The 13,169-nt window shown below is 38.7% G+C and carries 10 protein-coding genes and 1 riboswitch; of the genes, 5 read left to right on the forward strand and 5 right to left on the reverse strand.

What is annotated here, in order from left to right:
* Positions 1-4: 4 nt before the first annotated feature.
* Both DV702_RS07395 and DV702_RS07400 read right to left on the reverse strand, forming a co-directional pair.
* Entirely contained in the window at positions 5-451 is a 447-nt protein-coding gene (locus tag DV702_RS07395) for a small multi-drug export protein (RefSeq protein WP_114924195.1), read from the reverse strand.
* 72 nt (positions 452-523) lie between these two features.
* Positions 524-1,318: an HAD family hydrolase gene (locus DV702_RS07400; protein ID WP_114924196.1), complete on the reverse strand. Its 795-nt coding sequence runs from the start codon at positions 1,316-1,318 to the stop codon at positions 524-526.
* 177 nt (positions 1,319-1,495) lie between these two features.
* Here DV702_RS07400 and thpR point away from each other — a divergent pair, with 177 nt between their 5' ends.
* On the forward strand, positions 1,496-2,044 hold the full coding sequence (gene thpR, locus DV702_RS07405; RefSeq protein ID WP_162805745.1) for an RNA 2',3'-cyclic phosphodiesterase: 549 nt from the start codon (positions 1,496-1,498) through the stop codon (positions 2,042-2,044).
* 36 nt (positions 2,045-2,080) lie between these two features.
* Here the strand turns inward: thpR and DV702_RS07410 are convergent, their stop codons facing one another.
* Positions 2,081-3,769, reverse strand: a complete 1,689-nt coding sequence (locus DV702_RS07410; protein WP_162805746.1) for a methyl-accepting chemotaxis protein — start codon at positions 3,767-3,769, stop codon at positions 2,081-2,083.
* A 389-nt stretch (positions 3,770-4,158) separates the two neighbouring features.
* Between DV702_RS07410 and DV702_RS07415 the strand changes: the two genes are divergently transcribed.
* From DV702_RS07415 to DV702_RS07425, 3 genes are all read left to right on the forward strand, one after another.
* Positions 4,159-5,064: an AEC family transporter gene (locus DV702_RS07415; RefSeq protein ID WP_114924199.1), complete on the forward strand. Its 906-nt coding sequence runs from the start codon at positions 4,159-4,161 to the stop codon at positions 5,062-5,064.
* Positions 5,065-5,239: 175 nt separating this feature from the next.
* On the forward strand, positions 5,240-6,397 hold the full coding sequence (locus tag DV702_RS07420) for an acyl-CoA dehydrogenase family protein (RefSeq protein WP_114924200.1): 1,158 nt from the start codon (positions 5,240-5,242) through the stop codon (positions 6,395-6,397).
* A complete protein-coding gene (locus DV702_RS07425) occupies positions 6,394-6,951 on the forward strand; it encodes an SLOG family protein (RefSeq protein ID WP_114924201.1) in 558 nt (185 codons plus the stop codon). The genes DV702_RS07420 and DV702_RS07425 overlap by 4 nt, the downstream gene beginning before the upstream one ends.
* Before the next feature lie 122 nt (positions 6,952-7,073).
* Here DV702_RS07425 and DV702_RS07430 read toward each other — a convergent pair whose 3' ends face one another.
* A complete protein-coding gene (locus tag DV702_RS07430; protein WP_114924202.1) occupies positions 7,074-7,613 on the reverse strand; it encodes a hydrolase in 540 nt (179 codons plus the stop codon).
* Positions 7,614-7,776: 163 nt separating this feature from the next.
* Positions 7,777-9,960 (reverse strand): malate synthase G, encoded by a 2,184-nt coding sequence (locus DV702_RS07435; protein ID WP_114924203.1) that lies wholly within the window; start codon positions 9,958-9,960, stop codon positions 7,777-7,779.
* 585 nt (positions 9,961-10,545) lie between these two features.
* Positions 10,546-10,680: riboswitch (cobalamin riboswitch) on the forward strand.
* 144 nt (positions 10,681-10,824) lie between these two features.
* Here DV702_RS07435 and metE point away from each other — a divergent pair.
* Positions 10,825-13,116 carry a 5-methyltetrahydropteroyltriglutamate--homocysteine S-methyltransferase gene (metE, locus tag DV702_RS07440; protein WP_114924204.1) on the forward strand — a complete coding sequence of 764 codons (2,292 nt, stop codon included), beginning with the start codon at positions 10,825-10,827 and terminating at the stop codon, positions 13,114-13,116.
* Positions 13,117-13,169 lie beyond the last annotated feature (53 nt).

Here is a 13,169-nt window from a genome sequence, read left to right on the forward strand (position 1 = left end):
GTTTTCACTCTCTTTTAACGAAGAAGTCGAAGCCCATGGCAGTGACAATACCGAACACTAAGCACCATAACGCAATACTGACAGCTGACCAAATTGCAGTGGTCGCTTTATTCGCACCGAAAACAAGACCGATAAAAGCTGCGATATGCGTACCTATTAGAATAGGACCAGCCAGTGTCAAAACCGGCAAACCATATGTATTCATAATCTTTTCACCTTGTTGACGACGTTTCGATTCTCCTGATCCTTTTTTCTTGTTTCTACGTTCTATCCAATCCTTAACTTGTTGAAAGCCAATAATTAGAAGAAGTACAGTTAACATATTACCTGCGAACGAAAGAATAACTACCCAAACAGGTGATAATCCTCTAATAATGCCTAAAGGAATCACAAGCATTATTTCAATCCAAGGTATAGCAGCACCTAAAAAAACTAGAAAATATTCCAGCACGTTATCCCTCCTATCGTAGTAATCTGCTAAAATCAGTATAGCAGAACGTAAAACCGATGAGGAAAACTTCCCTCATCGGTTTTGCAATTCGTCTAATAGTGGAATAAGTTCAGTTAAATTTTTAATTTCATATGTTGGCTTTACTTCCTCACTCGGTGCCTTATTCTCACGGTTAATCCAAACATTTTTCATTCCTACGCGATTAGAACCTAGAATGTCTGTCATTAAGTTATCACCGATCATTAGAGCTTCTTCAGGCTGTATTTTACACGTATCAAGTACATGTTGGAAAATAGTAGCGTCAGGTTTTCCTTTGCCAAATGCGCCTGAAACGATAATATGATCAAAATATGGCGGAATTTCTGGTGATATCGTCAACTTAATTTGTTGCAGACTAGGTGATCCATTGGTCAGCAAAACCAATTGATATGTTCCTTTCAACTGATCGAGTACTTCATATGTTTCATCATATATAAACGGATGATTTTTACGTTCTTTTGGAAATACTTCTGCTAGTTCCCTGCCGAACACCTCATCGTCTACCCCCAACTTTTTCAGCCCACGAATCCATGCCTCTTTTTGATATCCTGGTACAATCTCTTTCATCTTCTGGAATTCTTCACCTTCATCATCAAAGACTCCCCAAAGTCCCTCAAATGGATTAATCCCGATATTCTGTGTATGCGGAAATGTTTCGTATGTAGCATACAATTCCCTTGCTTCTTGACGTACTGCATGTTCTAATTCCGCAGGATTCACTCCCGTTTTCTTCGTCGCATACTCACATGTTTTCTGAAAAGCCATCGCAATACTTTTTGCATCCCAAATTAATGTGTCATCTAAATCGAAAATTAGCGTTTTAATCATTTCATCCTACCCTTCATGAACATAATTTTATACTTAAATCCAAATTCTATTATACACATGAATCCAATAATTTGTTAGGTAGCTAACTACTGTTTATAGGTCTTGAGTACTTTTTCATTATTTTGTGCATATATCACAACGAGGATGGGAATCTATTAGATAGGAGGTGAGCTGAATTTGGCACAACATTATTTTATCGGCATCTCCATTGCCCAAAACGTAGTCGACATCGCTGAACATTTTAGAGAGACCTATCAGTTACGAGAGAAATATAAAGTTATTCCACACGCCGAAGACTTGCACATAACAATGCGATATATTGGCGAGTTACGCGATGATCACAAAGCGTCCCTTTCATATGAGTTAGGTAAAATTGCCAAAGATCATACTTGTTTTACTACGTCCATCACAGGGTTGTCTTTTTTCGGATCACCGTCAGGACCGCGAGTTGTATTTTTGTCAGTCGATGCCGTCAGCGCACTCTGTGATTTACAGCGGCGAATCGCCAGACGAACAGAAAAAATAGTAGGACTAGAACGGTCAATTCGATTCCTTCCGCATATTACTATTGCAAAGAAGCGTAAAATATTGGATAAAATGCAATTTATTAAAGAAGTGATCCCACCAGTTCCAATAGAGATCAATGGGTTTACATTATTCGCTATTCATCCAGGAAAAAGTCCATCTTATGAAACCATTATGTACTTTCCATTGAAAAAGAGCTGATTGTTTTTCACAATCAGCTCTTTTACTATGTACTTTTTACACTTTAAAGCGTCCCATATCGCTTTGAAGTTGTTCCGCCAATTGCGCTAATGTTTGCGAACTAGATGTAATTTCTTCGTTGGCTGCTAGTTGTTGTTCCGTTGCAGCGCTTGTTGACTGAGCTTCGGCTGATGCATGGATCGCCAACTCCTCAACTTGTCTTGCACCAACCGCAACTTCATCTGTCATCGCACGTATTTCTTCAATGGCAGATGATACAGTAGCTATTTTCCCACTAACATCTGATGTAGCTAGTTCAATTTCCTCGAAAATCGAATTCGTCTTTCTTGTAGAAATTAAACCTTCTTCCACACGTTTATGACCTTCATCTGTACTTTCCACCACTTGAGAAACATCGTCAATAATCGTATCGACCATTCGTCCAATTTCTTCTGTCGATCGTTTCGATTGTTCTGCTAAATTTCTAACTTCTTCAGCGACTACCGCAAAGCCTTTACCGTGTTCTCCCGCACGTGCTGCCTCAATCGCTGCGTTAAGCGCAAGTAAATTGGTTTGTTCTGCAATTGCGGTAATAATAGAAGTGACATTACGTATATTTGCGGTATGTTTAGCCATTTCATTAATCGTTACGATAGAACCACTGATCGTTTCATTGATATAATTCATTTGATTAGTCGTTTCGTTCATTAAAGAAGAGCCTTCTTGAACTAAACGTGCAACGTCCTCTGACGAACTCAACATTTCTTCGTTATCGTGTGTAATAACGTCTATCGCAGTCACCATCTCTTCCATAGAAGCAGTCGATTGATTAACGATTTGCGATTGTTTTTCACTTGTTTGTAAATTCTTCTCTGAAATTTCTGCAACCATTTCAGAAGCCGCTAAACTTTCTTCTGAACTTGCAGATAATTCTTCTGATTGGACAGCTAGTTGTATGGCTGAATCCCGTGCACGTTGGATAATCCCCCTTAAATCCTCTACCATCGCATTCAGCGCTGTAGCCATATCACCAATCTCATCTTGATTTTTAATCGATACTTGTTCAATAGCAAAGTTGCCATTAGAAACTTCCCCTAATGCATCCGTCATTCGTCTGACTGGCCCACTAATCAAGCGACTGATAATAAGTGTAATGATAATACTTGCTATAATTCCTACAATAATTAATCCGATCATGACTAGATTTGCGTTTTTCGTATATCGCTTTAACTCTGTAGATGCAATTTCTTGTTGATTCTTTTGGTAATCAATCATCTTTTGTATATTTTCAGAAATATCCGTTTGGTATTTTGCCCCATTCTTCCCTATTTGCAAAACTACCTCTTCATTGCCTGCTTTTTTTTCTGCTATAATCTTTTGCAGGAATTCGTTATACTTATTTTCAGCTTCACGGATTTCCGCAATAGTGCTTTTCATCGTTGGATTATGTATAATCTTGTCTAATTCATCCAAGCGATCTTGGATGTGTTGTTGCGTAGTTTCAAGTTGATTTAAGTACTCTTCACTACCATAGAGCATATATCCTCTAATACTTGTAGCCAAAAAGTTTTGATTACTTTGTTGTTGCTCAAGTAAAACTACTTTGTACATACGATCATCGATTAAGAAACGATACTTTTCATTGACATTTTTTAAAGATAAAACACCTACTGCGCCGACCAATATCATGATTACCCCAACACTTAAAAAACCAGTCCATAACTTTCTCCCCACGGTGAATCTCAAATTTTCCCTCTCCCTTATGTATTTCCGCGAATATTTATTCATGTACTGCCAAGCCTTTATTATTATATCGCAAGTATTGTTCAGGGTATACTGATAGTGCTAGTAAAGAAGAAAAACAGAACCTTTCACATACAAATATGTTTGTTTTATATAGTTTTAAATATTCATAGTAAATTAGGTAATTATGTAAAAATATTATAACTTTCAATTAGTCGCTTATACCTAAAGACATTTTTAATCTTTTGATTCACTTATTTTCCATTTAGACTATGTTTGGTTTTCGTGTATAGTAGTAACAAATGTTATCATGGTAACTTTATATTCAACTGATACGCTCATCATTTAACAATGGTTACGATTCACAGTATAACTGAAAGGAAAAGATCATCTTGGAACTTTTTCATATTATCGCACCCGTACTTTTTATTTTTTTTATTGGCTTTATCGGACAAAAATTTCTTTCATTTGATATCAAAACTATATCAACTGCAGCGTTATATTTACTCTCCCCTTTTCTAGCATTCCGTACATTTTATACAAATGAGCTGGATCAAACGTATTTATACATTGCAGCATTCGCAGTTATCTTAACTATTGTATTGTTTGTAATAGTCTGGATAATGGCTAGTACGATGAAGGCTTCCCGCTCTGAAAGGTCTGCTATGATACTAAGCGGCGTTTTTATGAATAGCGGAAATTATGGAGTTCCTGTCGTACTGTTTGCATTTGGTAATGAAGCATTCAATTATGGTGTTATCATGATGGTATTCCAATCTATTTTAATGAATTCAATCGGTATTTTCTTCGCATCTATTGGAGGGGATACGAATGCTACATGGAAGGATTCTATGCAGCGTGTAATAAGAATGCCATTAATCTACGCAGCTATTTTAGGCATTATTTTTCAATTAACTTCCATTACGTTACCTAATTCGTTAATGCAAGGAGTCGATTTAATTGCCGATGCCGCCATACCAGTTGTTATGTTAGTTTTAGGTATGCAGTTGGCTGTGATTGCACATAAACGCGTTGCATATCGCTATGTTACTGTAGTTTCATTTATACGTATGGTTTTATCCCCTATACTCGCGGTAGGCATTTTACTGTTTCTCCCCGTCAATGACTTACTGAAAGCTGTGCTAATCATTCAGGCAGCTATGCCGAGCGCAGCGAATACAACCATGTTTGCATTACAATTCGGCACAGAACCTGACTTAGTTTCTTTCACTACATTACTCACTACATTGCTGAGTCTATTCACTATACCTATCGTTCTATTTTTCGTCATGAACTAACAAAAAATAGATAAAAATTTTCTACTCACCACAATGGTATTTTTTTTGGTTTTCTAGTATACTATAATTTCATGACCTTGAGAGATGTACTCAAGGCGTTATTACGTTTTATACAGACTTTTAGTAAGTAAAATTATAGATAAATGTAGATTGAAGCAGTTAGGACGTGGTACTCTTGTCGACAGAACTTTTTATCACAACGGACTTTCAACGCCGATGGGTCAATAAATTGACTGAGGCAGGTCCGTTTTTCAGTAGCTTTTCAGAACCATCTGACATGCTCGCAAAATTTCCAAAAGAAAGTATACAAAAACTAGTTGATATGGGCTTTACAACACTTACATTGCCTACAGAATTCGGCGGTGAAGGCTGTACAGTGACAGATATGATCCTCTTCCAAGAGACGCTTGCCCGATTCGATAGCGCCACAGCACTTGCTATCGGTTGGCATCAGGGTGTCGTGGGTGAGCTGTACGAAAGCCGTAAATGGAATGAAGTCCAATTAAAACAATTCAGTGAAGCTATTACAACAGGCGCCCTAGTCAACCGCTCCGTAACCGAAGCACAGACCGGCAGTCCTACACGTGGCGGACGCCCCCAAACAACAGCCACGCGCACAGCAGCAGGCTGGACGATTTCTGGCGAGAAAACATTCACTACTATGGCTCCTGCACTTACGCATTTCTTAGTGTCTGTGTGGATTGATGAAATACAACAAACGGGATTCTTTTTAATTCCACGGTCGTCCAACGGTCTATCTATTAAAGATACATGGCATACCATTTCTATGCGCGGCACAGAAAGTCAGACCTTGGTATTAGATCAAGTTCATGTTACAGATGAACAGTTGGTAGAAGTGAATGACTCGCCACGCGGCAATAAACAGAATGGATGGTTGCTTCATATACCAGCGTGTTATTTAGGCATTGCACAAGCTGCAAGAGACTACTCCGTTCACTTTGCGGCAACTTACCAGCCAAATAGTTTAAATGAACCAATCGCTTCCCTATTCAATATCCAAACTCAGATTGGTAAAATGGATCTTGAACTTATTAAAGCACGCCATCTTCTATACGATATAGCAGGTATTTACGATGATTCAGCACGTAGAGTTCATTTGCAAAATGAGCTGGGTGTAGCTAAATCTATCGTAACTAATAGCGCAATAGAAATTGTTAATCTTGCGATGCGTATAGTAGGCGCAAAAAGTTTAGAACTCTCTAATCCACTTCAACGTTATTACCGTGATGTTCGCGCAGGCCTTCATAATCCACCAATGGATGATATGACGATCACTAAACTCGCACACGCAGCAATCAGCGAGCAACAATAATGAAACGTCTGGTCGTAAGTGGATATAAAGCGCATGAATTAGGTATTTTCAACGAACAACATCCGGGTATTGCGATAATAAAAAAGGCATTGACAGATCAATTACTAACCTTTCTCGATCAAGGTCTAGAATGGGTTATTTGCAGCGGACAACTTGGAGTTGAGACATGGGTCATCGAATGCGTATGGGAACTACAGATGGATTATCCTCATCTTCAATACGCAATTATTACTCCATTTCTTGATCAGCAGTCTAATTGGAATGAAACAAAGAAAGATACATATGAACAGATGATTGCCTTAGCCGATTATTCGGTTAGTTTAACGAATAAACCTTATGAAGCGCCGTGGCAATTTGTTGAAAAGAATAAATTCCTATTACGCAATTCAGATGCTTTATTATTAGTATATGACGAAGAAAATGAAGGTTCGCCTAAATTTATTAAACAAATGGCTTCAACTTTAGCCGAGACGTCAGATTATGAATTATTGACAATAACTGCTGATGACCTACAACTGATCGCCGAAGATTTACAAAGAGAACAATGGGAATAAAAATTAGGGCTATACAGAAAGTCAGTTACTTTTGACTTTCTGTATAGCCCATCTCTTTTAAAAAAATCACTTCTCCAGCCAATCTACCTAAAGAGCTGATCGGATAGCTCCTTTTCGATTAATTACTTTACAATTTTCAATACCTTTTTGAATTCTTCCGTCCCCGCTTCTCCTACTAACTCATATAACGCTGTTTCTACACATGTTACAGAAACTCCGACACCTTTCATCTTTTCCAATCCAATACGTTTATTTGCCTCGGTTCTAGAACTCACTGCATCTTCTACTACTTCTACTTCATACCCTTTTTCTACTAAATCCTTAGCAGTCATGTATACACAAATATGCGTTTCGATTCCACCAATAATTACTTGCTTACGACCTGTAGATTCTAATTGACGCAAAAATTCTTCATTACCTACTGCGCTAAATGTCATCTTAGCAATCGGCTGTTGCCCTTCTAGTAAGCTAGCCAAAGATTCCGTAGTCGAACCAAGTCCATCCGGGTACTGCTCTAGCCAAACGATTGGAATATCCATTACTTGCAAGCCTTTAATTAATTTTTCTAGATTCTCATGTAATGCTTCACTGTTTTTAACAATTTGCGCTAACTTTCCCTGTACATCTACTAAAACAAAAACTGATTGATCTTTCTTTAACATATTTATATCCCCCTCTTTTACAATCACTTCCGATAGTATAACATATTGACAGAATAATTAAATTAAATGAACGAGATGAATGAAGCGAAAAAATAACATGATGTTAACTCCCCTGTTCAACATACTAAAGCCACTTCCAAAAAGGAAGTGGCTCGATTTTTATTTAGTTTTGTACAGTAGCTGTTTGCTTTGCTTTTGCTTCGATACGACGAGCGTGAAGGATCGGCTCTGTATATCCACTTGGCTGTTCAGCAGCTTTGAATACTAAATCACTCGCCGCTTGGAAAGCGATAGAATCTTCATAATTAGGAGCCATCGGTTGGTAAAGTTCATCACCCGCGTTTTGCTGATCAACTACTTTCGCCATACGCTCTAATGTTTCTTGCACTTGCTCTTTCGTACAGATGCCATGGCGTAACCAACTTGCGATATGCTGACTTGAAATACGCAATGTTGCGCGGTCTTCCATTAGCCCTACATCATTAATGTCTGGAACTTTAGAACAACCCACCCCTTGGTCGATCCAACGTACAACGTACCCTAAAATACCTTGAGCATTATTATCAAGCTCCGCCTGGATTTCCTCAGCTGTCCAATTAGTGTTTGGAGCTAAAGGAAGTTCAAGGATTCCATCGCGATAATCTATAGAGCTATCAATTCCTGCTTGCACTTCTTTTACATTTACTTCATGGTAGTGCAATGCATGCAATGTTGCAGCTGTCGGTGATGGAACCCAAGCCGTACTAGCCCCTGCTTTAGGATGAGCAATTTTCTGCTCAAGCATAGATGCCATTAGATCAGGCATCGCCCACATTCCTTTACCAATTTGTGCATGACCAGGAAGACCTGCTTTAATCCCGATTGCTACGTTAGATGATTCATAAGAAGCAAGCCATTTAGAAGTTTTCATTTCATTTTTACGAATTACTGGACCAGCCTCTAAAGAAGTATGGATTTCGTCGCCTGTACGATCTAGGAAACCTGTGTTAATAAATGCAATACGGTCTTTAACTGCATGAATAGCAGACTTCAAGTTCAGTGACATTCTACGCTCTTCATCCATTACACCGATTTTCAATGTATTGCGCTCTAAACCTAATAGATCTTCAATACGGTCAAATAATTTGTTAGCGAATGCCGCCTCTTCAGGGCTGTGCATTTTCGGTTTAACGATGTAAATAGAACCGTGGCGAGAGTTTTTGAATTCTGTATCTGCTTTTAGATTGTGTGTAGCGATCAATGACGTTAATACACCGTCAAGAATTCCCTCAGGAACTTCATTATTGTTTTCATCTAAAATTGCATTATTCGTCATCAAATGACCAACATTTCGAACAAACATTAATGAACGACCATGAAGCGTCAATTGCTCACCATTTGCTGTTTTATACGTACGATCCGGATTCATTCTTCGCGTAACAGTCTTACTGCCACGTTGGAAAGATGCTTCCAAATCGCCTTTCATCAAACCGAGCCAATTACGATAAACAGCCACTTTGTCTTCTGCGTCAACAGCTGCTACTGAGTCTTCACAGTCCATTAATGTAGAAAGAGCCGCTTCCAAAATCAAGTCTTTAACTCCGGCTTTATCGTCTTTGCCAATCGGATTATTACGATCGATAGCAATTTCAATGTGCAAGCCGTTGTTTTCTAATAAAACAGCGGAAGGTGCAGATTCTTCGCCATTATATCCGACAAATTTAGAGACATCTTTCAAGCCTGTCTTACTGCCATTCTCAAGTGAAACTGCTAATTTCCCGTCAGTTACTTCATAAGCTGTAGCTTCTGCGTGTGAACCTTCCACCAGCGGAACAGCCTGATCTAGCAAGTCTTTTGCAAACTTGATAACTTTTTGTCCACGTACCGGGTTATACTCTGCACCCGCTTCAGCTCCACCTTCATCACTAATGACATCCGATCCATACAGCGCGTCATACAAGCTTCCCCATCTTGCATTCGCTGCATTTAACGCATAACGTGCATTGTCTACAGGAACTACGAGCTGTGATCCTGCTTGTACAGCAATTTCGCTATCAACATTAGCAGTCGTCACTTCAAAATCATCAACGACCGGCTCTAAATAACCGATTTCGGTTAAAAATTCTTTATATTTGTCAGAATCTATAGTTCCTTTATTGTTTTGATGCCATTCGTTAATTGCTTTTTGCAATTCGCCGCGTTTTTCTAATAGCGCTTTGTTTTCAGGAGCAAGTTCATGAATGAGCGAATCAAAGTTTGCCCAAAATTGATCTTTTTGGATTTCTAAACCCGGTAGGACTTCCCCATTTACAAAGTCATAAAGTTCTTTAGCGACTTGCAATTTACCTACTTGTTCATAATTTGTCATAGAATAAAGACACCCCTTAAGAATTTTTGCGCTATTCTGTTGTATAACATATAGCGTTGAACACAATTCTCCCCTCAACATCGTCATATTATTATAGTTTTCACTCATAATGAATATGTATAAAAGACGATCCATTCCCTAAGTAGAAGATGTGTTAGTACTTATCATACCTAAACTCTTGAAAACTTTCAACTAAATTGTGAAAATTTTCACATCGTCTAAAAAGACCATTTTCTTATCATTTTTCAGTTATATAACAGATTAGATAAACTTGTGCAAGACTGTTGATTAACTATATTATGTATAATTCTCTTATTCATTTATTTAAAAGTTATTTTGACTATGGCGATTGGACGGAGTGACGCTGACTTGGAATGTCTTGCGGCTTGCACTTCTAGACGATACGCTTTCTGGAGGGAGAATCATTACACACACTATTTTTCTGTACTGTATAGAAGAAGTCACTTACCCTACTCCACTTTCTAGACAAACACGAACTGGCTTTAAGACAAAAGCTCAAGAGTGGATAATTCAAAATTTGACACACTAAATTACATGTGATAGCTTAATAGACAATCATCTGAATTGAATAGTTTGAAAATAGGTGAAATGGAGATGCTTCATTTCTTAAAAGGGAATCCTTACATGTAGGAGCGGTCCCGCCACTGTGAAGACGCGTTTGCGTCCAGCCAGATACCTGCCTATTTTTCACAACGCTTAATCCTACGGTGAATAGGGAAGTGTTAGACACACGCAGTCTATAAACGTATGCTTCTTTGGCATGCACTTATACAGACGTACTTTTCTAACATTTCCCCTAAGAAATGTTTTTTTTATTGAAAAATATTAAGGGGGAAGTAAAGAATGGTAAAAAGTAGTATTACGGGTTATCCCGTTATTGGTGAAAATCGTGAATGGAAGCGCGCTCTGGAGGCGTTTTGGGCTAACAAAATATCGGAGGAAGAACTTTTACAAACGACAAAAGAAATCCGTCTCGCAAACTTGAAAAAACAACAACAGGCAGGTGTTGATCATATTACAGTCGGTGATTTCACACTATATGATCGCGTACTTGATACGTCTGCTATGTTCGGTATTATTCCTGGTCGTTATAATTGGCAAGGCGGTCAAGTGTCGACTTCCACTTACTTCTCGATGGCCCGCGGCAGTGATGAAGCCGTTGCTTCTGAAATGACAAAATGGTTCAATACGAACTATCACTATATTGTTCCCGAATACGAAGGCCAACGATTCCAGTTGACAGAAAACAAACCTCTCGTAGCCTACCGCGAAGCGAAGCAAGAATTAGGCATCGAAGGTAAACCTGTACTCCTTGGACCTTATACATTACTGAAGCTCTCAAAAGGCTATGAAGAAAAAGACGTTCCATCCCTCATTCTTCAGTTACTTCCTTTATATCAAAAAGTGTTACAAGAGTTACAAGATGAAGGTGTTCAATGGGTACAAATCGATGAACCTATTTTATGTACATCAATCACATCGGATGAAATGAAAACAGTTACTGAAATTTATTCACAGTTGACGAAAGAATTGAACAGTTTAAATATCCTGTTGCAGACATACTTTGATTCTGTTGAACATTATGAAGAGACTGTCGCTTTACCAGTCGCTGGAATTGGTTTGGATTTCGTTCATGGCGTTGAAAAAAACATAGAACATCTTAAGAAATATAGTTTCCCTGAAGAAAAAGTACTTGCTGCAGGTATTATAGACGGTCGCAATATTTGGCGTTCTGACTTACATGCGAAATTAGAAGTGTTGGAGTCCATTCAACAACAAGTGAAACAAGACAAACTCTGGATTCAACCATCTTGCAGTTTACTTCACGTTCCTGTAACGATCAAATCGGAACAAAAACTAGACGGCGTTATATTACATGCATTGGCATTTGCTGATGAAAAAGTAAAAGAGATAAAAACCTTGCAAGCTATATTGACTCAAGGCAAGGAAAGTGTATCAAAAGAACTTAAAGAGAGCGAAATAGCACTGGCTGCGTTTAACGCACTACCTGCACGGAAGCGCCCGGATGTCCGTGAAGCGACGTCTGGAAGCATACTGTCTGACAGTAAACGAAACTCACCATTTGCTGAACGTAAAGTAGCGCAACAAGAGAAATTTCAACTGCCTTTATTGCCAACGACAACGATTGGTAGTTTTCCACAAACACCAGAAGTACGTGCCACTCGCAATAAATGGAGAAAAGGCGAAATTACAGATAAACAATATAACGATTTTGTACGTGCAGAGATTAAAGAATGGATTGATATCCAAGAAAACTTAGGTCTAGACGTTCTGGTACATGGTGAGTTCGAGCGGACAGACATGGTAGAATACTTCGGAGAAAAGTTGGAAGGATTTGTTTTCACTGAAAAAGCATGGGTTCAATCATACGGTTCACGCTGTGTTAAACCACCTATCATCTTCGGTGATGTAGCTTTCACTACAGCCATGACTGTCGAAGAATCTGTTTATGCTAAATCTTTAACAAATCATGAAGTAAAAGGCATGTTGACAGGTCCTGTAACTATTTTGAATTGGTCATTCGTTCGCGATGACCTTTCCCGAGAAGCTGTTACGAACCAGATCGCTTTAGCTCTTCGTAAAGAAATAGAGGCACTGGAAGCGGCTGGGATTCATATGATTCAGGTAGATGAACCAGCCCTTCGCGAAGGGTTGCCATTGAAAAAATCAGAATGGAAGCACTATTTGGATTGGGCAGTTAATGCCTTCCGTGTTTCTACCGCTTCTGTAAAAGATACGACACAAATTCATACACATATGTGCTATTGTGATTTTAATCATTTCATCGAAGCAATCAGCGCATTGGATGCTGATGTCATTTCCATTGAAACATCACGCAGCCACGGAGATTTGGTTGAGTCGTTCAATAACTATCATTATGACAAGGGAATCGGTCTCGGAGTATATGATATTCACAGTCCACGTGTTCCGGCAGTTGAAGAGATGACAGAGATTATTGATAAAGGATTGGAAGTTTTAGACCCTTCCCAGTTTTGGATTAATCCTGACTGCGGTTTAAAAACAAGAAAGCGTGAAGAAACTGTGGCCGCATTGAAAAACATGGTCACCGCAACTGAAATTGCACGTGAACGTTTACGTATGGTAGTAAAATAACTAAAGATTTTAGATAGGTTCTTATTATAAAAACAGGCAGAGAAAACTATTCG

Source organism: Sporosarcina sp. PTS2304, from assembly GCF_003351785.1.
Taxonomy (GTDB): Bacteria; Bacillota; Bacilli; order Bacillales_A; family Planococcaceae; genus Sporosarcina.

What these genes read in the sequence shown, in the direction of transcription:
- DV702_RS07435 (WP_114924203.1), bottom strand. Translation starts at nt 9,960, where the DNA reads ATGACAAATTATGAACAAGTAGGTAAATTGCAAGTCGCTAAAGAACTT.
- metE (WP_114924204.1), top strand. Translation starts at nt 10,825, where the DNA reads ATGGTAAAAAGTAGTATTACGGGTTATCCCGTTATTGGTGAAAATCGT.
- DV702_RS07400 (WP_114924196.1), bottom strand. Translation starts at nt 1,318, where the DNA reads ATGATTAAAACGCTAATTTTCGATTTAGATGACACATTAATTTGGGAT.
- DV702_RS07430 (WP_114924202.1), bottom strand. Translation starts at nt 7,613, where the DNA reads ATGTTAAAGAAAGATCAATCAGTTTTTGTTTTAGTAGATGTACAGGGA.